This is a genomic window from Enterobacter sp. DC1, assembly GCF_000568075.1.
Taxonomy (GTDB): Bacteria; Pseudomonadota; Gammaproteobacteria; order Enterobacterales; family Enterobacteriaceae; genus Enterobacter; species Enterobacter asburiae.
Genome location: NZ_AZUA01000002.1, coordinates 673,876 through 698,003 on the forward strand (window position 1 = coordinate 673,876; position 24,128 = coordinate 698,003).

Genomic DNA, 24,128 nt, shown 5'->3' on the forward strand with positions numbered 1-24,128 from the left:
CCTGTTTTTACGATTTGGCTTTCGGCATCTGGGAAACCAGCGACAGATTGACGTCCATGCCTTCCACCTGGAAGTGCGGCACGGCGTACAGCTTCACGCGGAAGAAGCCCGGATTATCCTCAATGTCTTCCACCACCACTTTTGCATCACGCAGCGGGTGAGAAGCCTGCAACTCGTCGCCCGGATCGGTCATTTCGGTCACCAGACTGCGGACCCACGTGTTCAGCTCCAGTTCAAGCAGTCGGCGGTCCTTCGTGGTACCAATGTTCTCGCGCTGAATCAGCTTCAGGTAGTGGGCGATACGCGACAGCAGGAAGATGTACGGAAGACGGGCGTTAATGCGGCTGTTCGCCGTCGCATCAGCGGTGTCATACAGCGCCGGTTTCTGAGTGGAGTTGGCTGAGAAGAAGCACGCGTAGTCGCGGTTTTTGTAGTAGGACAAAGGAATGAAGCCCAGATTCGCGAATTCGAATTCGCGGGTTTCAGGAATCATCACTTCGCTCGGGATTTTTACCTGATTGCCGGTACCGAGATCGTACAGATGAATAGGCAGGTCCTGAACCGCACCACCCGCCTGCGGGCCGCGGATTTGTACACACCAGCCATTATTGATAAAGCTGCGCACCATGTTTGACGCGAAGGCAAACGATGCATTGGTCCACAAGTATTTGTCGTGATCCGGACCTTTGACTTCTTCGACATAGTTGAAGCTGCGAACCGGAACGGTGTCCGGGCCATACGGTAAACGTCCCAATACGCGCGGCATGACCAGGCCGATGTAGCGGGCGTCGTCAGTATCGCGGAACGATTTCCACTTGATGTACTCTGCGCGGTCAAAATAGTTACCAATATCTTTAATTGCCGCGACATCTTCCATTGACTCCTTGAGGAAGAATTTCGGGCCTGCTGAGCCGATAAACGGCATATGTGCAGCAGCGGATACTTTGGAGATGTTGCGAAGCAGAGCGACATCCTGCGCTGAAGCATCAAACTCGTAAGCGGAAATCAGTGCCGCAATAGGCTCGCCGCCAGGGGTATCATATTCATCAATGTAGGCGTGTTTATACAGACCACTCTGGATGATTTCCGGGCTGTCTTCAAAGTCCTGGCGCAGGTCTTCTTTAGACATGCTCAGAAGCTCAATTTTTACGTTCTGGCGAAAATCCGTTTTATCAACCAGCGACTTCACGCCGCGCCACAGGCTCTCAACCGCCTGAAACTCGTCATGGTGCATAACCGCGTCCAGCTGGCGGCTGATCTGGTAATCGAGCTCAGCGATGTGATGATCGATCAGGCTTTTATCCAGCTTTTCGACCTTCGCGCCTGCTTTGGTCAGACATTCCAGAAAGACCTGCATACCTGCAGTCAGACGCTCATCAGCGGTCGCATCTGACATCGCCTGCGCATCTTGCCAGAGGTCTAATGCGCTCAACTCGGAGACAGGACTCAGATTGATTTTCTCAAACAGGGAGGCGTAAACCCCACCCGCAGCAGGACGTTCCAGCACCACGCTTTCACTCCCGGCAATATTATTTTGTACAGACATGAGCATTCCTTGATAAATCCGTTAAAACAGCGTGATGGTTACGATTTTCTTGATGCCAGCGCGGATAGTTCATTTCGCAACTCAGCACTAAGCGACTGGTCCAGAACGATTTTTTCCAGCTCTTTTCGGAAAGTCTGGTTATCCAATAAGTTAGCCTTCAGATCGCGCAGCAAGTTGCGCATCGCCAGCATTGCTTTCAGCTGTGGTATTTGAGCAGCCACCTGCTCTGGCGTGAAATCTTTCATGCTCTGAAAAGTCAGCTGAATAGAGTCCTCACCACCATCCTCGGACAGCGTATTTTTAACGGTTAGATTAAGTTTTGGGGAATATTCGGAAAGAACGCTGTCGAAATTATTTTTCGTGATGTTAACTTTCTCACGCTCAGATATTTGAGCAGACTCCTGACCATTACTGAAATCACCCGCAACCAGTAATTTCAACGGTAATTCCATTTTCTTGCTTGCCCCGCCCGTATGCAGGTCAAGCTTCAGGTTTATACGTGCCTTAGGCACCTCATTCTGAAAACTGTCAGCCATTTCATCATCCCTCTGTGTTTTTGCTACGCCAACTTCACGGTATTGTTCTTGATGCGCAATATTAGAATAATGATCGACGTAAAATCAAATATACAGATCATTTATCCGCAATGAGAAATTTCTTAAGAATTTTCCACTGAGACATTATTGCGAATTATCCATTTAGCTTAGTAAAAGACACTGCTTTCTTCATGCAAAGCGAATATTTGTATCGTAAAAAGGATCGCAGCCAGAGAGATGCTAATAAAACCATCTTATTTTGATTTACATCACAGCAGGATATCAAAAAAAGATGAATGAATAGCTACAGGTTATTGCGCACAGATAAAGGCAGAGGTTAATGAATAAATATAAGAGACGAATTGATTGATAGCATGAATAATAAATAAGAATTTTCACAAAGAAAATTCTTATTTATTATTAGAAGGGGAAATAAAGCGTAGAATCAGGTCCGAAAATAAACACTGCTGCTCTTTTGTCGGCCTACTCCTGCTTACGCAAAGGCTTCAGTTTTCCCCTCAGGCATGAAGGCTGCTCTCACTTGTGGAATTTATACAGTGTAAAATCAAACACCTCCCGAATCGCCGCTTTTTTAATCAAAAACGAGTAATAGCACATATCGTATAACGGTGCTACATTACGCCGCCCGCCCAAATCAGCAGTGGCCAGGCAACGCCGTAAAGTTCGGTAAAGCCTGCAACCATCACCTTGAAGAACGGTCTTATCGGCACGTCGTATCGCAAACTCTGCGCTACCTTTACAGGCTTCACATAGGTTCTACTATTTTGTCTCAATCCAAATTTCAACGTGCGTTTTTACACCCGCGTTACTGGTTTACATGGTTTGGTCTTGGCGTACTCTGGCTGCTGGTTCAACTTCCATACCCTGTCCTGCGCTTGCTGGGGTCGAAACTGGGCAGCGCTTCCCGCGTTTTCCTGAAACGTCGCGAATCCATCGCGCGTAAAAATATTGAGCTTTGTTTTCCGCAGTACAATGCCGAAGAGCGCGAGAAACTCATCGCTGAAAACTTCAAATCTATCGGCATGGCGCTGCTTGAAACCGGCATGGCCTGGTTCTGGCCGGATGAGCGTGTCCGCAAATGGTTTGACGTGGAAGGGCTGGATAACCTTAAACGCGCGCAGATGCAAAAACGCGGCGTGATGGTTGTCGGCGTTCACTTTATGTCGCTGGAGCTGGGCGGCCGCGTGATGGGGCTTTGCCAGCCAATGATGGCAACCTACAGACCGCACAACAGTGCGCTTATGGAATGGGTGCAGACGCGAGGCCGCATGCGCTCCAATAAGGCGATGATCAGCCGTAATAACCTGCGCGGTATGGTCGGTGCTCTCAAGAAAGGAGAGGCCGTCTGGTTTGCCCCCGATCAGGATTATGGACGTAAAGGCAGCAGCTTTGCGCCTTTCTTTGCGGTGAAAGACGTTGCGACGACTAACGGTACCTTTGTCATTTCACGTCTGTCTGGTGCCTCCATGCTGACCGTGACGATGGTGAGAAAAGCAGATAAGTCAGGCTATCGTCTGCATATCTCCCCTGAAATGGCTAACTATCCGGAAAACGAGTGCGAAGCCGCAGCGTTTATCAATAAAGTCATCGAAACTGAAATCATGCGCGCGCCAGAGCAGTATCTGTGGATGCACCGCCGTTTCAAAACCCGCCCTCTTGGCGAAACCTCGCTCTATATTTAGCCCTTCATGAAGGTTAGTTTCGCTAAGAAACTAACCTTTTCAATCACCTGTCCTTCCGCTGAGTAAGCGTTTTTTAATGCGTCGCCCAAAGTGAATTTATTGCGAAGCGAAATTAAACTGTCGCCGTTCCACGACACTCGTAAGTAACGGAAATTGTTTAAAAAAATCCCTCTTGTCACCCCTCATTTTTAAGCGTACATTAGCGCCGTCTGGCAACAGGAAAGCACAGAATTCTGAGCTGGAGTTGACGGCGTAACGGGAAAATTCTCATTTCCGTTTTGACCGAATTTCAGTTCTCTATAATCAGGTGGACTCTGTTTTTAAATGCGTACCACAAGATACGCGGAGCGATGAAACGTGAAATATTTCTTTATGGGCATTTCGGTGATTGTTTTAGTCTGGGCCGGAACCTTTGCCCTGATGATCTAGTGAAGAACATGCTGTCAAAAAAACAGGAGCCATCGGCTCCTGTTTTTTTATGTCATGACGACGCGGGGTGTTCAGCGACGCTCTTTGAGGTGAGAAGACCGTCGGCCCGGAACATACTCTTGATGCCCCTCACCGCCTGACGGATACGGTCGCTGTTTTCAATCAGGGCAAAACGCACATGGGTGTCACCGTAATCACCAAAGCCAATGCCCGGTGACACACACACCTTCGCATCCTGCAGCAGTTTTTTGGCAAACTCCAGCGATCCCATCGCCGCATACGGCTCCGGAATTTTCGCCCAGACGTACATGGACGCTTTCGGCATTTCCACCATCCAGCCCGCTTCATGCAACCCTTTTACCAGCACGTCGCGGCGGCGCTTATACTGGGCGGCAATCTCATGAACGCATTGCTGATCGCCTTCCAGGGCAGCGATAGCCGCGACCTGCAGCGGCGTAAAGGTACCGTAGTCGTGATAACTCTTAATGCGCGCCAGGGCACTCACCAGCGTTTTGTTACCCACCATAAAGCCAATACGCCAGCCCGCCATGTTGTAGCTTTTCGACAGGGTGAAGAACTCTACCGCCACATCACGCGCGCCCGGGACCTGCATAATCGACGGGGCTTTCCAGCCGTCATAGACGATGTCCGCATAGGCTAAATCGTGAACCACCAGCACGTCATAACGCTTGGCCAGGGCTACCACTTTCTCGAAGAAATCGAGTTCCACGCACTGCGCCGTTGGGTTCGACGGGAAACCGAGGATCATCATCTTGGGTTTCGGATAGCTTTCGCGAATCGCACGTTCCAGTTCGTTAAAGAAATCGACACCTTCCACCAGGGGCACAGAACGGACCTGCGCACCGGCAATCACCGCGCCGTAGATATGGATCGGGTAGCTTGGATTAGGCACCAGCACCGTATCGCCATGATCCAGCGTGGCCAGCATCAGGTGTGCCAGCCCCTCTTTCGAGCCGATGGTGACAATAGCTTCACTTTCCGGATCGATATCAACCTGATAGCGATCCTGATACCAGCGCGAGATCGCGCGACGTAACCTGGGAATACCGCGAGAGGTTGAGTAACCGTGCGTATCCGGGCGCTGGGCTACCGTGCAGAGCTTCTCAACGATATGCGGTGGCGTTGGGCCGTCAGGGTTACCCATGCTGAAATCGATAATATCTTCGCCGCGCCGACGCGCAGCCATTTTCAGTTCAGCAGTGATATTGAAAACATAAGGGGGGAGACGATCGATACGCGTAAAACGGCGTTCAGGACTGAATTCAGCCATAGATTCCTCAGATTAACGTTAGCGCCCGGACCGTCCGAGCGACGCTGCCACCGATGTGGCATGTTTAGAAAATAACCTGAAAAAAATCATGCTGTCGAGAGGGAAATGAAAAAAAAGCGATCGTCTGAAAACCGGAACCCGCCTGCGCCTAAAAGCGGAAGCACCTGTTTCGGGATCGGCTTTCTTATAGCTGTTATTTAACAGAATGATATCAAGCCAGTTACCTGACGATGCGCCGGTAAGAAAAAAACAGGCCGCCTCGGTCATCGCCAGATAATCCCCTTTCAAAATTATGGTTTTTCCTCATTTGATAAACCTGACGGATAGCTGGTCAATACGCGCCAGGTTTTTTATCATGGTTCTTTCCCGTTTTCCCAGGTCTACTCGTGCACGAAATATTCACTATGCTGCTGGCGGTTTTTGACCGCGCGGCATTAATGCTGATTTGCCTGTTCTTCCTCATTCGCATTCGCCTGTTTCGCGAGCTGTTGCACAAATCAGCCCACTCGCCAAAAGAGCTGCTGGCCGTTACCGCTATCTTTTCGCTCTTCGCCCTGTTCAGTACCTGGTCCGGCGTGCCGGTAGAGGGTTCGCTGGTTAACGTGCGCATTATCGCCGTCATGTCCGGCGGGATTTTGTTTGGTCCGTGGGTGGGCGTCATCACCGGCCTGATTGCCGGGACGCACCGCTACCTGATTGATATCGGCGGCGTAACGGCGGTGCCATGCTTTATCACCAGCATTATCGCCGGGGTGCTTTCCGGCTGGATCAGCCGCAAAATCCCGAAAAAACAGCGCTGGCGCGCCGGGATCGTCGCAGGCATGGTGTGCGAAACGCTGACCATGATCCTGGTCGTCGTCTGGGCCCCCACCACCGCGCTGGGGCTGGATATCGTTTCGAAAATCGGTATTCCGATGATCCTGGGCAGCGTGTGCATCGGCTTTATCGTGCTGCTGGTGCAAAGCGTTGAAGGGGAAAAAGAGGCCAGCGCCGCCCGTCAGGCCAAGCTGGCGCTGGATATCGCCAACAAAACGCTGCCGCTTTTCCGCCACGTTAACGCGGAATCGTTGCGTCAGGTCTGCGAGATTATCCGCCACGATATCCATGCTGACGCCGTCGCCATCACCAATATTGACCACGTGCTGGCCTACGTTGGCGTCGGGGAACACAACTATCGCGACAACGATGACACCATTAGCCCGACCACCAGACAGGCGATTAACTACGGTAAAATCATTATTAAAAATAATGATGAAGCCCACCGAACGCCGGAAATTCACTCGATGCTTGTCATCCCGCTGTGGGAGAAAGGCGTCGTGACGGGCACGCTGAAAATTTATTACTGCCACGCGCATCAGATCACTTCCACGCTGCAGGAGATGGCCATCGGCCTGTCGCAGATTATCTCCACCCAGCTTGAGGTTTCGCGGGCAGAACAGCTGCGCGAGATGGCAAATAAGGCAGAACTGCGCGCGCTGCAGAGTAAAATTAATCCCCATTTCCTGTTTAACGCGCTGAACGCTATCTCCTCGTCCATTCGCCTTAATCCGGACACCGCGCGCCAGCTGATTTTTAACCTGTCTCGCTATCTGCGCTACAACATTGAGTTGAAAGATGACGAGCAGATCGACATCAAAAAAGAGCTTTATCAGATCAAGGACTACATCGCGATTGAGCAGGCCCGCTTTGGCGACAAGCTCACTGTCATTTACGATATTGATGAAGAGGTCAACTGCGTGATCCCAAGCCTGCTTATCCAGCCGCTGGTCGAAAACGCGATTGTTCACGGTATTCAGCCCTGTAAAGGCAAAGGCGTTGTCACCATCAGCGTCACCGAAAGCGGCAACCGGGTGCGGATTGCCGTGCGCGATACCGGCCACGGGATTGATCCAAAAGTCATTGAGCGCGTGGAGTCTAACGAGATGCCGGGGAATAAAATCGGTCTGCTGAACGTGCACCACCGGGTCAAGCTGCTTTACGGCGACGGGCTGCATATTCAACGTCTTGAGCCGGGCACCGAAATTGCTTTTTACGTCCCGAATGAGCGCTCTCGCGCGCATACGACGACATCACTGTTGCCCCAGGTGGAGTAACCCATGAAAGTTATCATCGTAGAAGATGAATTCCTGGCTCAGCAGGAGCTCACCTGGCTTATCAAAACCCACAGCCAGATGGAGATTGTGGGTACGTTTGATGATGGTCTGGACGTGCTGAAATTTTTGCAGCATAACCGGGTCGATGCGATTTTCCTGGATATCAATATCCCGTCGCTGGATGGCGTATTGCTGGCGCAAAACATCAATCAGTTTGCCCATAAGCCGTTTATCGTTTTCGTTACCGCCTGGAAAGAGCACGCCGTAGAGGCCTTCGAGCTGGAGGCGTTTGACTATATTCTTAAGCCTTATCAGGAATCGCGGATTGTCAGCATGCTGCAAAAGCTGGAGGCCGCCTGGCAGCAGCAAACCGCCCCCGCCAGCCCGACGGTACGCGAAAACGACACTATAAATCTGGTCAAAGACGAGCGCATCATCGTGACCCCGGTCAACGATATCTACTACGCCGAAGCGCACGAAAAGATGACGTTTGTCTATACCCGGCGGGAATCGTACGTGATGGCGATGAACATTACCGAATTCTGCAGCAAGCTCCCGGCTGCCCACTTTTTCCGCTGCCACCGGTCATTTTGCGTGAATTTAAATAAGATCCGCGAGATCGAACCCTGGTTTAACAACACCTACATTTTGCGTTTGAAGGATCTGGATTTTCAGGTGCCGGTAAGCCGCAGCAAGGTGAAAGAGTTTCGTCAGCTGATGCACCTGTAAAGAAAAGGCCCTCTCCTGCTGGAGAGGGCTCTGCATCAGAGGATTTGACCGAGAACCTGACGTAGATGGGCCCCGGAACCCAGCAGTCCTGGATTGTCATGCACGATCAGATAAACCGGAATATCCTGCACGTAGCTTCTGAAACGCCCTTTATCTTCAAACCCCCCGCGGAAGCCCGAGGCTTTAAAGAAGTCGAGGAAGCGCGGTACGATCCCGCCCGCGATATAGACCCCACCGAAGGTGCCCAGCGTCAGCGCCAGGTTGCCGCCGAAACGTCCCATGATCACGCAGAACAGCGACAGGGCACGACGACAGTCAATGCAGCTGTCCGCCAGCGCGCGTTCGGTGACGTCTTTCGGCTGCAGGTTTTCCGGCAGACGACCGTCTGATTTCACAATCGCGCGGTACAGATTTACCAGTCCCGGACCTGAAAGAACGCGCTCGGCGGACACGTGGCCGATCTCAGCGCGTAACTCTTCGAGGATAATGCCCTCTTCTTCGCTGTTTGGCGCAAAGTCTACGTGGCCGCCTTCACCCGGCAGGCTCACCCAGCGCTGAGCAACATGCACAAGATGCGACACGCCGAGGCCGGTACCGGCCCCGTAAACCGCAATCGGCTTGCCTTCGACCGGTTCAGCGCCGCCAAACTGGATCAGATGCTCTGGCTTCAGCATCGGGATCGCCATGGACACCGCAGTGAAGTCATTGATGATTTCAAGATGTGAAAAACCGAGGTTTTTTTTCATCTCGGCGATGGAGAATGCCCAGGTATGGTTGGTCATTGCGACCCAGTCGCCGGTTATCGGGCAGGCTATCGCGATGCAGCCGTCTTCAACGCTCACCTGATGCTCTTCCAGATAGACGCGGACAACGGCTTCAAGGCTTGGATAATCCAGCCCGGAATAGGTTTTCGCCCGGGAAATCTCACCGCTACTAACATCGCACAATGCGAGGCGCGCGTTCGTGCCGCCCACATCACCTACCAAAGCATACTTTGTCATTCTTCTACTGCTCCGCTAAAGTCAGAATAAATCTTTGGGACACTGTAAATTCAAGGCGTGATAACAACAACGGCCATAAGGTGAATGCCCATGGATTATCGATCTTCGTCACAGAATAACTTTACCGTTTCAGCACCTTTTGCACTATTGCCATAAAGCTTAATGTGCAAAGTAACGTAATACCGTTTTGTACAAGGAAATCATCATGCTCCACCCGCGAGCCAGAACCATGCTGTTGCTGGCCATTCCGGCGTTAATCATTGGCGTAGCCTCAAGCCTGGTGCTCATTGTCGTGATGAAAGTCGCGTCGGTGCTGCAAGCCATGTTATGGACGGCGCTTCCGACAAAACTGGGGGTCAGCGCTGATTCTCCTGCCTGGATCGTTGTGATGCTGACGTTGACCGGTATTGCGGTAGGCCTGGTGATCCGTTTCAGTCCTGGCCATGCCGGCCCCGACCCGGCGCAGGAACCGCTGATTGGCGCCCCGGTTTCCCCTTCGGCACTGCCCGGGCTGCTCATTGCGTTGATTATCGGTCTGGCCGGCGGCGTCAGCCTGGGGCCGGAGCATCCAATTATGGCGGTGAATATTGGCCTGGCGGTTTTCCTCGGTTCGCGCATTTTGCCCCGCGTCGGCGCGCTGGACTGGACCATCCTCGCCTCCGCAGGCACCATCGGGGCACTTTTCGGCACGCCCGTCGCTGCCGCACTGATCTTTTCTCAGACGCTCAGCAGCAATAACGACGTCCCGCTCTGGGATAAACTCTTTGCTCCGCTGATGGCAGCAGCCGCCGGCGCGCTGACGACCAGCCTGTTTTTCCATCCCCACTTCTCACTCACCCTCCCCCACTATGGACAAATGCAGATAGCCGATATTTTCAGCGGCGCCATCGTCGTCGCGTTCGCCATCGCGCTGGGAATGGTGGCGGTATGGTGTCTTCCTCGCCTGCACCGGCTGATGCATAAACTCAAACACCCGGTGTTAGTTCTGGGGGCTGGTGGTTTGATCCTCGGTATTTTAGGGGCAATCGGCGGGATGGTGACGTTGTTCAAAGGTCTGGATGAGATGCAGCAGCTGGCCTTCAGCCAGGTGTTTAGCGTCTCCGACTATCTGCTGTTTGCCGTGATTAAGCTGGCCGCGCTGGTGGTGGCTGCAGCCTGCGGTTTTCGCGGTGGACGCATCTTCCCGGTGGTCTTTGTCGGTGTAGCGCTGGGGCTGATGTTGCACGAACACGTCGATGCGGTGCCTGCGGCCATTACCGTCTCCTGCTCTATTCTGGGGCTGGTTCTGGTGGTCACGCGTGACGCCTGGCTCAGCCTGTTTATGGCGGCGGTAGTGGTACCCGATTCGACGCTTTTCCCCCTGCTCTGTATCGTGATGTTGCCCGCCTGGCTCCTGCTGGCGGGCAAACCGATGATGATGGCCTGGCGAAACGACAAGTAATCAGGCGCTATTGCGCGCTTCCAGCGCTTTAGTAATCGCCCCCAGCAGCGGCGGGATATCGGCTTTCGGCAGCATCACCTCAATTAGCGAGAGCCGCTCGTGGTGCGCCACTTTCTCAAGGACATCCGCCAGCTGCTCCGCTTCACTGACCCGCCAGCACTGGGCCTGAGGATCAAGGCTCAGGGCCTGCGGGATTTGCGTCCAGTTCCATAGCGCAATGTCGTTATATCTCTGTTCAGGCCCGTGGATCGCTCTTTCCACCGTGTACCCTTCGTTGTTAAGGACCAGAATGATCGGGTGTTGTTTATCCCGCAGCATCGAGCCAAGCTCCTGTATGGTGAGCTGCGCCGCGCCATCCCCCGTCAGCACAATCACGCGCCGGTTCGGGCAGGCGGTTTGCGCGCCAAACGCTGCGGCCAGGGTGTAGCCGATCGATCCCCACAGCGGCTGGACGATAAAATTCACATCAGCCGGCAGACGAAGGTCGATCGCGCCGAAGGCCGAGGTGCCCTGATCCGCAAGGATGATGTCTCCCGGGCGGATAAACGTCTGCAACGTTTTCCAGAAATTGTCCTGCGTCAGCGAGCCATCCGGCTGCGGATAGGCCATCGCGCTTTGAGACGACGGTACCGGCGTATCGTGCACGTGCTGTTTACACAGCTCCACCAGCGTTTCGATCGCCTGAAGCATGGGAATGCCGGTAAACCAGATGTCACCAACGCGTGAGGCATGAGGCTGAACTTCAATTGTTTGTGACGGGGTTAGCTGATGCGTGAAGCCAGCGGTCAGGGTATCGGTAAATCGTGTCCCGATGCACAGCACCGTGTCTGCTCCTTCAATCGCCTCTTTTACCGCACGGGCGCTTGCCGAACCGCTGTAGGTGCCGTAAAACCCGGCATGACGCTCGTCAAATATCCCTTTACCCATCAGCATAGTGGCGTGTGCCATCGGCACGTCCTTAACCCATTTCTGTAGGGCATGCTTCAGGCCGTGGCGCAGGACAAGGAAATCGGCCAGCAGCGCCGTACGCTTGCTCATGGCCAGCCTGTTCTCAGCGGCATCCCGGAACGCTTTCAGGCAGGCGCTATCGGCATGCGTGTGCCTGAAAGTGAGAGCGTTTACAGGAGGCGTGGCGGCTTTTTTTGCCACATCCGCAGGCAACATCAGATAGCCGGGGCGACGCTCCCGGATCATGGTAGTTAATACCCGGTCAATCTCGTAACAGGCGTTTTGTTCGGTCAGGATCGCCTGTGCAACGGTGATCGGTTCGCTCATATGGTAAAAATGACGAAACTCACCGTCGCCAAGCGTATGGTGCAGCAACTCTCCTCTTTGCTGTGACGCCGTACCCGGCGCGCCTACAATATGCAGTACCGGAACGTGCTCGGCGTAGCTGCCCGCAATGCCGTTCATCGCACTTAGCTCTCCTACACCAAATGTCGTCAGCAGCGCGGCAAAGCCCTTACATCGGGCGTATCCGTCCGCGGCATAAGAGGCGTTTAACTCGTTGGCACAGCCCACCCAGCAGATATCCGGGCTGTCTATCACATGGTCGAGAAACTGCAGGTTATAGTCGCCCGGCACGCCAAACAGATGATCGGCTCCACAATCTGTAAGACGGTCCAGCAGGTAATCGGCGACGCAGTATGGGGTACGCATGAACAGGTATCCTTCTAATGTTGACCTCACCTTGAGTATTAAATAAGCGTGATGACTGTCCAGAATTGGCGATAAGAATAGTATGGAAAGAATGCTTTACAAAAAAGGCTGCGCTATTCTGCTTTTTTTCGCGTTAATGTAAACGCATACACTGATTTTTTCTTCAGCGCCAGAGGTCATGAGAATGGGTTATCAGCCGGACAAAAATCGTTATCGGACAATGGAGTATCGTCGCTGCGGGCGAAGCGGACTCAGGTTGCCCGCCATCTCGCTTGGGCTGTGGCATAACTTTGGCGACACCACGCTTATCGAAAACAGCCGTCAACTTTTACAGCGCGCGTTCGATCTGGGCATTACGCATTTCGACCTTGCCAACAACTATGGCCCGCCGCCGGGATCGGCCGAACGTAATTTCGGCCGTATTTTGCAGGAGGATTTCCTGCCCTGGCGCGACGAACTGATCGTCTCCACCAAAGCGGGTTATACCATGTGGGAAGGCCCTTACGGCGACTGGGGGTCACGCAAATATCTGCTGGCAAGCCTCGATCAAAGCCTGAAGCGCATGGGGCTGGAGTATGTGGATATCTTCTATCATCACCGTCCTGACCCGCAAACGCCGCTGCTGGAAACCATGAAAGCGCTTGACCATGCGGTGCGCCAGGGAAAAGCCCTCTATGTCGGGTTATCCAACTATCCTGCAGAACTGGCCCGCAAGGCCATTGATATCCTTGACGATCTCGGCACGCCCTGCCTGATCCACCAGCCGAAATACTCTCTTTTTGAACGTGCGCCGGAAGAGGGGCTGCTGAACGTGCTGCAGGAAAAAGGGGTCGGCTGTATTCCCTTCTCGCCGCTGGCCGGCGGGCAGCTGACCAACCGCTATCTGAACGGCATTCCGGCAGACTCACGCGCGGCAAGCGGAAGTCAGTTTCTGAACCCTGACCAGATCACCGAAGAGAAGCTGGAGAAGGTAAGAAAGCTGAACGCCATGGCGGAAGAGCGCGGCCAGAAGCTGTCCCAGATGGCGCTGGCATGGGTATTACGCCATGAGAACGTGACGTCAGTGCTGATTGGGGCAAGTAAAACGGCGCAGATTGATGACGCCGTGGGGATGCTGGAAAACCGCTATTTCTCTGCGGAAGAACTGGTCCGTATAGAAGGGATTCTGGGCAGCTCAAAATAAAACCACTTTTAGCAAAAAGTGCTCTCATCCAGGAATTCGGAGTTGAGGCGATGAAACGAGGCTTTACCAACTCGTAATATTGCGTTAACAGGCCCCACAAGGGCCCCGATCGTGAAGGAGAAAGAGTATGTTCAGGTCACTGATTCTTGCAGCGGTATTACTGGCTTCAGCCCCGCTGATCGCCAATGCGGGCGAAATCACCCTGTTGCCATCAGTAAAATTACAAATTGGCGATCGTGACGACTACGGCAGATACTGGGACGGTGGCTACTGGCGCGACCGTGACTACTGGAACCGTCACTATGAGTGGCGCGGAGACCGCTGGTGGAAACACGATAACGGTAGACACCGCGGCTGGTATAAAGACAACGCGTATGAGCGCGGCTACCGTGAAGGCTGGAACGATCGTGACGACCGTCGCGGCGGCTGGGGTCGCGGCAAAGGTCACGGACATGGCCATCACGGTCATGACGACTAACAGCAAAAAGGAGCCTCCCGGCTCCTTTTTCTTTTAGAGTCCCAACGCGGTGCCAATCAGCAGCCACAGGTTCAGCGCCACCACCACCACTACGATGGCCCACCCGGTCCGTTTCACCAGCCTTGAGTTGACCAGTTCGCCCATCAGGGTTTTGTTGCTGGTAAAGATCAGCAGCGGCACCAGCGCCAGCGCGATACCAAAGCTCAGCAGCACCTGGCTCATGACCAGAATTCGCGTAGGATCGAGCCCCATCAGGATCACGATAAATGACGGGAGCATGGTGACGGAGCGACGAACCCACAGCGGAATATGGAACCGAACAAACCCCTGCATCACCACCTGGCCTGCCAGCGTGCCCACCACAGTAGAAGAGAGACCGGCAGCCACCAGACTGAGACCAAATATCGTGGCGGCAGCATGGCTCAGTAAGGGCTCCAGCGTGAGATAAGCCTGGTCGAGATCGGCAATACCGGTGTGGCCGTTAAAGTGGAAAGCGGCGGCAGCGGTAGCCATCATCGCCAGATTGACAAACCCCGCGATGGTCATGGCAATCGCCACATCCCATTTGGTGGCGGAGTAACGCTCTTTGCGCGTCCCACCGTGGAGATGCTGAGTCAGCGAGGAGTGCAGGTAAATCACATGCGGCATGATGGTCGCCCCCAACACACCGGCGGCCAGGAAAACCGCTTCCGAGGTTGGCAGGCTTGGGATTGCCATACCTTTCCCGAGCTGCACCAGATTCGGCTGTGAGAAAATCAGCTCGACGATATAGGCCGCCGCGACAAACAGCAGCAGACCGCCGATAACCTTCTCCAGCGGCTTTTGGCCCCGACGCTGCAGCATCAGGATCAGGAAAGTGGCAATCCCGGTCAGCACTGCCCCCTGCAACAGCGATACGCCCAGAATCAGCTTAAAGCCGATCGCTGCGCCGATAAATTCAGCGAGGTCAGTGGCCATGGCGATGATTTCCGCCTGAACCCAGTAGAGCCAGACGGCCGGACGCGGATAATGGTCGCGAATTTGCTCCGCCAGGTTTTTACCCGTGGCAATCCCCAGCTTTGCGGAGAGCATCTGAATCAGCATCGCCATCAGGTTAGCCCAGACGACCACCCACAGCAGCTTATAGCCGAAGCTGGCCCCGGCCTGAATATTGGTCGCAAAGTTACCTGGATCGATATAGCCAATGGCAGCGATGAACGCAGGTCCCATTAATGCGAACCGCAACTTGCGCGCGGCTCTGCCACTGCTACCCTCTACGCGACTGTTTGTCATTTCTGCCTCTGAAATATAGCCTTTGCTATGTTTAATGCTATCAAAATGAGAATGATTATCAAGATCATTTATGAAGTTTACAGTGATTTCTCTGATAGCTTTGAACGATAGACGGGCGGGTAAGTGGGGCGATCTAACAGAAACTGAAATCGCGCGCGCTTTTGTGAAGACTAGCACACAAACTTAACTTTTCACTCATTTACCTAACATAACAAAAATGTATTGTGGATCACTATTTTTGAGACTCGTCACAGGATGTAACTATAGTGTGTCCTCGATCTCGTTTTCTTTTCGCTTGTTACATAGAATGTGCACGAAAATTAAACCTGCCTCATATTTGGAGCAAATATGGACCGCGTCCTTCATTTTGTCCTGGCACTTGTTGTCGTTACTGCACTTGCATTGCTGGTCAGCACAGACCGCAAAAAAATTCGTATCCGTTATGTTGTCCAGCTGCTGGTCATTGAAGTTTTACTTGCGTGGTTCTTCCTGAACTCCAACGTAGGCCTCGGCTTCGTGAAAGGCTTCTCCGAAATGTTCGAAAAACTGCTCGGATTCGCCAATGAAGGGACCAACTTTGTCTTCGGTAAAATGAACGACGAAGGTCTGGCGTTCTTCTTCCTGAAGGTTCTCTGCCCTATCGTCTTCATCTCCGCGCTTATCGGTATTCTGCAGCACATCCGCGTTCTGCCGTTCGTTATTCGTGGAATTGGTTTCCTGTTATCCAAAGTGAACGGCATGGGCAAGCTGGAATCCTTCAACGCCGTCAGTTCCCTGATCCTCGGTCAGTCTGAGAACTTCATCGCGTATAAAGATATTCTCGGCAAAATGTCCCGCAACCGCATGTACACCATGGCGGCAACCGCAATGTCTACCGTTTCCATGTCTATCGTGGGCGCGTATATGACCATGCTGGAGCCAAAGTATGTTGTTGCGGCGCTGGTTCTGAACATGTTCAGCACCTTTATCGTTCTGTCGCTGATCAACCCGTACCGCGTTGACGCAAGCGAAGAGAACATCCAGATGTCAAACCTGCACGAAGGCCAGAGCTTCTTCGAAATGCTGGGTGAGTACATTCTGGCTGGCTTCAAAGTGGCGATTATCGTTGCCGCCATGCTGATCGGCTTCATTGCGCTGATTTCTGCGCTGAACGCCCTGTTCGCCGCGGTGCTGGGTATCTCCTTCCAGGGTATTCTGGGCTACATCTTCTATCCGGTTGCATGGGTTATGGGTGTTCCTGCTCACGAAGCGCTGCAGGTGGGCAGTATCATGGCAACCAAACTGGTTTCTAACGAATTCGTTGCAATGATGGATCTGCAGAAAATTGCCAGCACGCTTTCTCCGCGCGCGGAAGGCATTCTGTCCGTGTTCCTGGTCTCCTTCGCGAACTTCTCGTCCATCGGCATTATCGCAGGCGCGATTAAAGGACTGAACGAAGAACAGGGCAACGTGGTTTCTCGCTTTGGCCTGAAGCTGGTTTACGGCTCTACGCTGGTGAGCGTCCTGTCTGCTTCTATCGCGGCACTGGTACTCTAACGTTTAGCGTTAAACAAAAAACCGGGAGCCTGGCTCCCGGTTTTTTTATGCCCGCAACTCGTCCAGCGGCTTGGGTTTGCCTATCAGGTAGCCCTGCAGATAATCCACGCCGAAGCGAAGCAGCATCTCCCGCTGCGCCGGTGTTTCGACGTATTCCGCTACGACGCACAGCGATTTCGTCTTCGCCAGATTACACATCGACTGCACGATCATCGCATCCATATCGTCGGTACAAATGTCTTTAATGAAGCAGCCGTCAATCTTAATGATGTCCGCCTGCAGGCGTCTCAGACGCTCGTAGTTGGCGTAGCCGGTACCAAAATCGTCTATGGCAATCCGGAAACCGTAATCCCGCAGCTGCTGAATATTGTGGATGCTGCAGCCTGAATTTGAGAAGGCCTGCTCTTCGGTAATCTCAATCACGACGGACTGAGGCGCAACGCCATAACGTTCAAAGAGCGCACAAATCTCGGACGCCACCTCTTTTTGCATCAGCGTGAGCGGCATCAGATTAACGGAGAAACGGGCGCCAGCCTGCGTTGAAGGGTGATCGCGCAGCCACATCAGTAATTTCTCCATGACGCACATATCAAACCGGTGGCTGAGGTTGAACTGGGCAATCAACGGAATAAAGCGGTCAGGAGTGAAGATCTCGCCCTCGCTCTCCATACGCGCCAGGATTTCGTAATACCCGCTCCCGTCCGCCTTCTGGATCGGTTGCGCGTATAAATGGAACTGCCCCGCCTCAAGGGCATGCTTAATCCGCGCCAGCATCAGGACTCGCTCTGTCGTTTGCCCTGATGCCGCCTCGAGGCTATTCGTGAGCGCAAGCACGTTGTTTGTTGTTCCGCAGGACTGCTCGGCCAGCCAGCTCAGTTGCCCCAGCGTGTGGTGCAACTTTTCGCCGTTTTCCACCATTCCCCAGGACGCGCCAAATTCAATATCCAGCCCGGTGTTGTTCCAGAAAATCTTACGGCTGTTCAGTCGATCAACCATATGCTGGAGGCGCTCCGCGGTTCCCGGGCCCAGCAATACCAGCACAAGCTCGCTTCCGGGGAGCTGGAAGAGCGTCTCATCTTTTTGCAGGAGAGGCTGCAGCGAGGTGGCGATCGTGCGTTTGCAATGGACCCGCATCAGGATCCCATAATGGCGGCTCAAAAATTCCAGGTTATCCATACGCAGAATGCTCACTTTTGCATCCGGATGAATCTCAAGATAATCCTCCAGCGCACGAATATTGGGCAATCCGGTCAGCGGATCGGTGAGCGCCCTGCCCTGCCAGCCCCGCTTAAGCCACTCGCTGCGCTGGTAAATGCGCGACATGTAAAGCAGGCAGATCGCGAAAGAGATAAGCACGGACAGAATAAACGAGAGCGAATGGCCCGATTCCACCCCGTTCAGGAAGTTGTAGTTGTAGGTCAACAGCAGGAGCGCAGATACAGCCCACAGCAGAGAAATCAACGCATAGGTCAGTCGGCTTATCGCTAAGGTAAAAAGAATAAAAATCAGCGGCATCAAATAGCCCGCAATGACGGGAGATTCAAAAGGACCACATAAAATGACGAGAATGAAACCTAAAAGCATCAGCCAGACAAAAATATATAATGAATTCTTGTGAAAAAACACGGGCTTCACGCTTCGTCGCCAGAAATTTATTGCATAACGAGGATTAATTATCATTCTTAACGGGTAATAGAACATCATGGTAAAAATCAATGCCGCACATATCAGGCTTTGTATATCCACAACGTTATAAATAACCGTCCCTTCGCCGAAAAAGGTCGAAATTGTCACCGGAAAATCAAACAAATAGCCAGCCAAATACATCGACAGCTTAATCCCTATTGGCACCATAAAACCGAGCCAGAATATCCGTAATCCGATGTGTTTGTTAGGGATGCAGTAACGCCAACGCTTACCCAGCATGATACGCAGAAGGCCGCACGCCGCGAACAACGCAAAGGTCTGACAGAACAGCAATACTGAATATTGTAGCGGTGCTAAATTTACATAGAATAAATTAGTGACAGTAAAACCTAACAAAATAGGAAGAATAGCCCTGCGTCCAAATAGCAGAATTACCGCCAGCATTACGCTTAAAGGTAACCATGCTAAATAAACGTCGTGACCATTAACAATTGCGCGGGGAGAGAGATAACGGGAGACAGGTACCGCAATCAGGCACAGAGCCAGGGCAATCATAAATATCTTTACATTATTGTAAGTTTTTCTATTCATTAACCAGGGCGTTATTTTCCGAGAGAATTATTGACCGAATGGATAATATGTTTATTAATTGCGCGAATCAAGTTCAAGTCTATTTTTAGACTGGTTTAGTGATGCCGATTGAGGTGAGGTACAGAAATACCTTCTTTTTGATAACAAAATAGGGTGGCGGGTGTTACAAACACATAAAAAAAAACCCTCGTCTTTTGACGAGGGTTTACAATTTTGGTGGAGCTAAGCGGGATCGAACCGCTGACCTCTTGCATGCCATGCAAGCGCTCTCCCAGCTGAGCTATAGCCCCACATGTTACTTTACTGACCGCACTCTGTTGGGTTCAGAGTTTGGTGGAGCTAAGCGGGATCGAACCGCTGACCTCTTGCATGCCATGCAAGCGCTCTCCCAGCTGAGCTATAGCCCCATCGTAAAGCTGTCATGTTGACGGGCGGCATAATATGAATTCCGCTGCGGGGTGTCAACGGCAAAATCAATCCCAGCCATTCAATCGCTGAAAAATCATGCAAATGAATCACTTTGCGAGCCTGCTCGCAGTCAGGAGTTAAGCCTGTCACGTTTTCACGTAAAACGGTGCTATAAAATGAGCCGTTAATTAACCCCACTGATATTCAGGAAATTGCATGATCAAGGAACGAATGACGCCAGAAGAGTTAGCCCTCCTCACTGGCTATAGCCGCCAGACCATCAATAAATGGGTACGCAAAGAGGGTTGGATTACATCACCAAAACCAGGCGTCCAGGGCGGGAAAGCGCGCCTGGTACATGTGAACGAAAAAGTCCGTGACTTTATCCGCAGCGCACGTCGGGCAAGTGAAACGTCCGAACTGCCGGAAGGCGTCAGTCATGATAGTTCGCTTCACACCCTGCTCCTGACGCTGGCCAATGAAATGACGCCGGAAGAGCAGAAGCAGATGACATCGCTGTTAATGCGGGAAGGGATTACCGGCTTGTTGCAACGTTTAGGGATTCGCGATCAGAACTGATATGAAAAAATTACGCAGCAAAATGACCACGGAAGAGCTGGCGGAGAGTTTGGGCGTTGCCAGACAAACGGTTAATCGCTGGATACGCCAGCAGGGATGGAAAACCGAAGGCCTCAACGGCGTGAAGGGTGGTCGCGCGCGGCTCATTCATATTGATGCGCGCGTGAAGGAACATATTATGAGCCTCCCGGCGATCCGTAACCGTCAGGCGGTTTACCATCTCGCTGAGGTCACCGCTTCCTACAGTGAACCCTCTTCAAACCTGTCTCCGGGCATTATTGAGACGCTGGAGAGTATGACTCAGCCGGAGCAGAAGCGTCTGGACGCCTTATTGAAACGCGAAGGCATACACGGTTTTCTAACGCGGCTCGGTCTCACGGAATAAGAGGCATAAAAAAACGGCAGGTTACCCTGCCGTTTTTTTATCTGAGGCGTAATTACTGCTGATTTTCGCGTTCAGCAATAAAGTCCAGCGCCTTGTTAATGCGCGCCACGCTGCGTGACTTGCCGATGGCATGAACCGTCACATCCAGCGCCGGAGACTGACCCGCACCGGTCACCGCAACGCGCAGCGGCATACCAACTTTACCCATACCGACTTCCAGCTCGTCTGCCGTCGCCTGAATAGCGTGATGCACATTTTCAGCGGTCCACTCGGTAAGGGCCGCCAGCTTGTCGCGCACCACTTCCAGCGGCTGACGCGCAACCGGGCGAAGGTGCTTCTTCGCGGCGTCCGCGTCGAACTCTTCAAACTCTTCATAGAAGTAGCGGCAGCTTTCGGCAATCTCTTTCAGCGTTTTGCAGCGCTCGCCGAGCAGTTTCACCAGGTCCGCCAGCTCAGGGCCAGTACGGGTATCAATATTTGCCTGCTCAATGTGCCATTGCAGATACGTCGCCACATATTCTGGCTGCATGGTATTGATGTAGTGATGGTTCAGCCACAGGAGCTTGTCGGTATTAAATGCACTCGCTGATTTGCTTACAGAGCTCAGAGAGAACAGTTCGATCATCTCTTCGCGGCTGAAGATCTCCTGGTCACCGTGGGCCCAGCCCAGACGCACCAGATAGTTCAGCAGCGCTTCCGGCAGATAGCCGTCGTCGCGATACTGCATAACGCTTACCGCACCGTGACGTTTAGACAGTTTTTTCCCGTCATCACCGTTGATCATGGAGACGTGCGCATAGACTGGCACAGGGGCGTTCAGCGCTTTCAGGATGTTGATCTGGCGCGGCGTGTTGTTGATATGGTCTTCACCACGGACAACATGGGTAATTTCCATATCCCAGTCGTCAACCACAACGCAGAAGTTGTAGGTTGGAGAACCGTCGGTACGACGGATGATCAGATCGTCCAGCTCCTGGTTGCTGAATTCAATTGGGCCACGGATCTGGTCGTCAAAGATCACCGAGCCATCCTGCGGGTTAGCAAAACGCACCACGCAAGGCTCATCGGCAGCATGCTCGCTGTGGTCGTGGCGGCAGCGGCCGTCATAACGCGGCTTTTCACCGTTCGCCATCTGCGCTTCACGCAGTTCATCCAGACGCTCTTTAGAGCAGTAGCATTTATACGCCGTGCCCGCGACCAGCATCTCATCAATGACGGCGTTATAGCGGTCAAAGCGTTTGGTCTGGAAGTAAGGACCTTCGTCCCATTCCAGGTTCAGCCAGTTCATCCCATCCATAATGGCTTCAATTGCTTCCGGCGTGGAGCGCTCAAGATCGGTGTCTTCAATACGCAGCACGAACTCACCTTTGTTGTGGCGGGCGAAAAGCCAGGAATAGAGAGCGGTACGTGCACCACCGACGTGCAGATAGCCTGTCGGGCTCGGCGCGAAGCGAGTTTTGATTTTCATGAAATGGCCTTACGTTATAAAGATGCCGGCAATCGGCAAATCCTGGGGAAAAAAACGATGGGCAATATTCTATCACTGTGGGGGGATTCCTCAATGTTGATCCCTTTATCGTGACCGAGTTTGCGATTTTTGTTTAGAAATCATGCGCCACAGCCCGTTTCGCGATCGTTTTGTTTAATTTTACGACGAACGAATAAAAACTTTAGAAAATGCGTTGACTCATTTTCAACTCTCCCTATAATGCGACTCCACACAGCGGGGGTGATTAGCTCAGTTGGTAGAGCATCTCCTTTACACGGAGGGGGTCGGCGGTTCGAGCCCGTCATCACCCACCATCTACTTCGGTAGACTCGCAGTGTAGATAAGAATTGAGATTGGGCGATTAGCTCAGTTGGTAGAGCATCTCCTTTACACGGAGGGGGTCGGCGGTTCGAGCCCGTCATCGCCCACCATTCTCACCTTATCGCAGCAGTTCCGAAATGGGCGATTAGCTCAGTTGGTAGAGCATCTCCTTTACACGGAGGGGGTCGGCGGTTCGAGCCCGTCATCGCCCACCATTTCGGGTCGTTAGCTCAGTTGGTAGAGCAGTTGACTTTTAATCAATTGGTCGCAGGTTCGAATCCTGCACGACCCACCAATGTAAAAAAGCGCCCTAAAGGCGCTTTTTTGCTATCTGCAGTTTGTCTACTTCCGCCTTCCAGTAACTTTACCGCATCATCAATACTGATTGTTTATCGATGTAACTCCCTGCCAGATATGGCAGTTTTGCTCAAGCTAATCCCGTTAGTGCCGATACCTCTGTTTTATAACGCGAGGAAAAAGTATGACGACCATTCAGGCTTCAACCCAACAGATTCAAACCAGCGGCGCGAGTGGAACTTCGAGCAGTAACGATATCTCTGCGCAAATCACCCGCATTCTCGACAAGATCAAAAAGCTGACTCAGCAGTTAAAAGAACTGGCAAACAGTCCCGTCAGCACCGATGAGAAGAAGAAGCAGCAGGAACTTATTCAGACCCAGATCAAGGTGCTGCAGGCGCAGCTCGCCGCGCTGCAGCGCCAGCAGGCCGAAGAGGCCCAGAAGAAGCAGGATCAAAAGCTGGGCAAAGTGGAAGGGGTGAACAGTCCGTCAGACAATAATCAGATTGATATCTACATCTAATCTTCTGATGCGTTAAACAGTGGGTCGCGTATGCGGGCTTCGGTTAATCGTTGTGCCTGGATACGCACCACTTCCCAGATAGCCTGCGCCGCCCCCGAGAGTGAGCGATTTTTTCGCCGCACCAGCATCAGCTTTCGCTCGACAACAGGCGTTAATCGCCTGACGGCCAGCCGGCTTCCCTGCGGCAGGGGAAGCGCCAGGGCGGGCAACACGCTGATGCCGATGCCGGCTTCCACCATCGGAAACAGCGTCGCCGGGTGACCAATCTCCTGCACGATAGTTGCCTTTACCCCCTGATTCACCAGCGCGGAATCAATCAGCGGACGGCTGCCCGAGGCATAATCCTGTAAAACCAGGTTCGCGCCCGTCAGGGACTGCCAGCTGACTTCCGGCAACGTGGCCAGCGGGTCGTCGTCACGGCAGAGCAGCAAAAAGGGCTCGGAAAGTACGCTTTCACACGCCAGATCGCTCGCCTGGCCGGGATCGATAACGATACCAAAATCCACATCTCCCTGGCGGATGCTTTCCAGTACCCACTGCTGCGGCCTGTCATGCAGGACAAAATCAATGTCCGGGTAGCGATGATTTCCCTCGGCAATACACTGCGGGATAAGGTGCGCTGATATCGTCTGACTGGCCGCGACGCGCACGGTCCCCGAAAGCTGCTGCCCCAGCCTCCCAACGTCTCTGAGCGTGCTGTTCAGCTCATCCAGCAATCGTTCAAGACGCAGGGCGAGCTGCTGCCCCGCTTCGGTCAGCACCACTTCGCGCGTGGTGCGGTCAAGCAGCTTCACCCCGGTCTGATTCTCCAGTTCTTTTACGCTGTGGCTGACCGCCGACTGGCTCAGGCCGATCGTCTCCCCTGCCCGGCTAAAGCTGCGGGCGTGAGCGACGGTGACGAAAATACGAAGCTGACGTAAGGAATAATTCATCTGTTTCATTCATGAATGGATGCAATAAATCAATTTTATTTCTCAAATAGAAAAAAGCA

The 24,128-nt window shown here is 52.9% G+C and carries 22 protein-coding genes and 6 tRNA genes; 15 read left to right on the forward strand and 13 right to left on the reverse strand.

Features of this window, described 5'->3' with window-relative positions; all coding sequences use genetic code 11:
- Positions 1–7 precede the first annotated feature (7 nt).
- The 3 genes from tssC to P346_RS23460 form a co-directional block, all read right to left on the reverse strand.
- Positions 8–1,552, reverse strand: coding sequence for a type VI secretion system contractile sheath large subunit (gene tssC, locus P346_RS12610; protein WP_029741365.1), 1,545 nt, complete (start codon positions 1,550–1,552; stop codon positions 8–10).
- A 32-nt stretch (positions 1,553–1,584) separates the two neighbouring features.
- Positions 1,585–2,082, reverse strand: a complete 498-nt coding sequence (tssB, locus tag P346_RS12605) for a type VI secretion system contractile sheath small subunit (protein WP_023308708.1) — start codon at positions 2,080–2,082, stop codon at positions 1,585–1,587.
- A 632-nt stretch (positions 2,083–2,714) separates the two neighbouring features.
- Positions 2,715–2,852, reverse strand: coding sequence for a hypothetical protein (locus P346_RS23460; protein ID WP_159427010.1), 138 nt, complete (start codon positions 2,850–2,852; stop codon positions 2,715–2,717).
- A 12-nt stretch (positions 2,853–2,864) separates the two neighbouring features.
- On the opposite strand from P346_RS23460, the gene lpxP reads away from it, so the two are divergent.
- Both lpxP and ypdK read left to right on the forward strand, forming a co-directional pair.
- Positions 2,865–3,785, forward strand: a complete 921-nt coding sequence (gene lpxP, locus P346_RS12600; RefSeq protein ID WP_029741363.1) for a kdo(2)-lipid IV(A) palmitoleoyltransferase — start codon at positions 2,865–2,867, stop codon at positions 3,783–3,785.
- A gap of 357 nt (positions 3,786–4,142) precedes the next feature.
- Entirely contained in the window at positions 4,143–4,214 is a 72-nt protein-coding gene (gene ypdK, locus P346_RS23195; RefSeq protein WP_099458937.1) for a membrane protein YpdK, read from the forward strand.
- A gap of 52 nt (positions 4,215–4,266) precedes the next feature.
- Here the strand turns inward: ypdK and alaC are convergent, their stop codons facing one another.
- The gene (alaC, locus tag P346_RS12595; protein WP_023308710.1) at positions 4,267–5,505 is read right to left on the reverse strand and encodes an alanine transaminase; all 1,239 of its coding nucleotides are present in this window, start codon (positions 5,503–5,505) and stop codon (positions 4,267–4,269) included.
- Positions 5,506–5,523: 18 nt separating this feature from the next.
- Complete coding sequence (locus tag P346_RS23200; protein WP_152537855.1) at positions 5,524–5,772, reverse strand: hypothetical protein; 249 nt, start codon at positions 5,770–5,772, stop codon at positions 5,524–5,526.
- A 119-nt stretch (positions 5,773–5,891) separates the two neighbouring features.
- Here P346_RS23200 and P346_RS12590 point away from each other — a divergent pair, with 119 nt between their 5' ends.
- Positions 5,892–7,598, forward strand: a complete 1,707-nt coding sequence (locus P346_RS12590) for a sensor histidine kinase (RefSeq protein ID WP_023308711.1) — start codon at positions 5,892–5,894, stop codon at positions 7,596–7,598.
- A gap of 3 nt (positions 7,599–7,601) precedes the next feature.
- Complete coding sequence (locus tag P346_RS12585; protein ID WP_023308712.1) at positions 7,602–8,327, forward strand: LytR/AlgR family response regulator transcription factor; 726 nt, start codon at positions 7,602–7,604, stop codon at positions 8,325–8,327.
- Between the two features lie 35 nt (positions 8,328–8,362).
- On the opposite strand, the gene glk is transcribed toward P346_RS12585, so the two are convergent.
- Positions 8,363–9,328, reverse strand: coding sequence for a glucokinase (glk, locus tag P346_RS12580; RefSeq protein WP_023308713.1), 966 nt, complete (start codon positions 9,326–9,328; stop codon positions 8,363–8,365).
- A gap of 205 nt (positions 9,329–9,533) precedes the next feature.
- Here glk and P346_RS12575 point away from each other — a divergent pair, with 205 nt between their 5' ends.
- Complete coding sequence (locus P346_RS12575; RefSeq protein ID WP_032659285.1) at positions 9,534–10,769, forward strand: ion channel protein; 1,236 nt, start codon at positions 9,534–9,536, stop codon at positions 10,767–10,769.
- Here the strand turns inward: P346_RS12575 and ipdC are convergent, their stop codons facing one another.
- A complete protein-coding gene (gene ipdC, locus P346_RS12570) occupies positions 10,770–12,428 on the reverse strand; it encodes an indolepyruvate decarboxylase (protein WP_032659286.1) in 1,659 nt (552 codons plus the stop codon).
- Between the two features lie 184 nt (positions 12,429–12,612).
- Between ipdC and mgrA the strand changes: the two genes are divergently transcribed.
- Together mgrA and P346_RS12560 are read left to right on the forward strand one after the other, a co-directional pair.
- Positions 12,613–13,611, forward strand: coding sequence for an L-glyceraldehyde 3-phosphate reductase (mgrA, locus tag P346_RS12565; RefSeq protein ID WP_032659288.1), 999 nt, complete (start codon positions 12,613–12,615; stop codon positions 13,609–13,611).
- A 127-nt stretch (positions 13,612–13,738) separates the two neighbouring features.
- Complete coding sequence (locus P346_RS12560; protein WP_032659289.1) at positions 13,739–14,089, forward strand: DUF2502 domain-containing protein; 351 nt, start codon at positions 13,739–13,741, stop codon at positions 14,087–14,089.
- Positions 14,090–14,122: 33 nt separating this feature from the next.
- Here P346_RS12560 and P346_RS12555 read toward each other — a convergent pair whose 3' ends face one another.
- Entirely contained in the window at positions 14,123–15,361 is a 1,239-nt protein-coding gene (locus P346_RS12555) for an Nramp family divalent metal transporter (RefSeq protein WP_032659291.1), read from the reverse strand.
- Positions 15,362–15,709: 348 nt separating this feature from the next.
- Here P346_RS12555 and P346_RS12550 point away from each other — a divergent pair, with 348 nt between their 5' ends.
- Positions 15,710–16,897: a NupC/NupG family nucleoside CNT transporter gene (locus P346_RS12550; protein ID WP_008501591.1), complete on the forward strand. Its 1,188-nt coding sequence runs from the start codon at positions 15,710–15,712 to the stop codon at positions 16,895–16,897.
- 45 nt (positions 16,898–16,942) lie between these two features.
- On the opposite strand, the gene P346_RS12545 is transcribed toward P346_RS12550, so the two are convergent.
- From P346_RS12545 to P346_RS12535, 3 genes are all read right to left on the reverse strand, one after another.
- The gene (locus P346_RS12545) at positions 16,943–19,135 is read right to left on the reverse strand and encodes a sensor domain-containing phosphodiesterase (RefSeq protein WP_032659293.1); all 2,193 of its coding nucleotides are present in this window, start codon (positions 19,133–19,135) and stop codon (positions 16,943–16,945) included.
- Positions 19,136–19,349: 214 nt separating this feature from the next.
- Positions 19,350–19,425 (reverse strand) — tRNA-Ala (locus P346_RS12540).
- A gap of 41 nt (positions 19,426–19,466) precedes the next feature.
- Positions 19,467–19,542, reverse strand: a tRNA-Ala gene (locus P346_RS12535).
- 217 nt (positions 19,543–19,759) lie between these two features.
- Here P346_RS12535 and P346_RS12530 point away from each other — a divergent pair.
- The gene (locus P346_RS12530) at positions 19,760–20,122 is read left to right on the forward strand and encodes a YfeC-like transcriptional regulator (RefSeq protein WP_029742102.1); all 363 of its coding nucleotides are present in this window, start codon (positions 19,760–19,762) and stop codon (positions 20,120–20,122) included.
- A gap of 1 nt (position 20,123) precedes the next feature.
- Positions 20,124–20,507 (forward strand): YfeC-like transcriptional regulator, encoded by a 384-nt coding sequence (locus P346_RS12525; RefSeq protein ID WP_032659294.1) that lies wholly within the window; start codon positions 20,124–20,126, stop codon positions 20,505–20,507.
- 52 nt (positions 20,508–20,559) lie between these two features.
- Here the strand turns inward: P346_RS12525 and gltX are convergent, their stop codons facing one another.
- Positions 20,560–21,975 carry a glutamate--tRNA ligase gene (gene gltX, locus P346_RS12520; protein ID WP_032659296.1) on the reverse strand — a complete coding sequence of 472 codons (1,416 nt, stop codon included), beginning with the start codon at positions 21,973–21,975 and terminating at the stop codon, positions 20,560–20,562.
- A 259-nt stretch (positions 21,976–22,234) separates the two neighbouring features.
- On the opposite strand from gltX, the gene P346_RS12515 reads away from it, so the two are divergent.
- The 5 genes from P346_RS12515 (at position 22,235) to P346_RS12495 (ending at position 23,137) form a co-directional block, all read left to right on the forward strand.
- Positions 22,235–22,310, forward strand: a tRNA-Val gene (locus P346_RS12515).
- Between the two features lie 41 nt (positions 22,311–22,351).
- Positions 22,352–22,427 (forward strand) — tRNA-Val (locus tag P346_RS12510).
- A 29-nt stretch (positions 22,428–22,456) separates the two neighbouring features.
- Positions 22,457–22,532, forward strand: a tRNA-Val gene (locus tag P346_RS12505).
- A gap of 4 nt (positions 22,533–22,536) precedes the next feature.
- Positions 22,537–22,612 (forward strand) — tRNA-Lys (locus P346_RS12500).
- A gap of 186 nt (positions 22,613–22,798) precedes the next feature.
- Positions 22,799–23,137 (forward strand): FlxA-like family protein, encoded by a 339-nt coding sequence (locus P346_RS12495; RefSeq protein WP_032659298.1) that lies wholly within the window; start codon positions 22,799–22,801, stop codon positions 23,135–23,137.
- On the opposite strand, the gene P346_RS12490 is transcribed toward P346_RS12495, so the two are convergent.
- The gene (locus tag P346_RS12490; RefSeq protein ID WP_032659590.1) at positions 23,134–24,069 is read right to left on the reverse strand and encodes a LysR family transcriptional regulator; all 936 of its coding nucleotides are present in this window, start codon (positions 24,067–24,069) and stop codon (positions 23,134–23,136) included. The genes P346_RS12495 and P346_RS12490 overlap by 4 nt on opposite strands.
- Between the last annotated feature and the right edge of the window lie 59 nt (positions 24,070–24,128).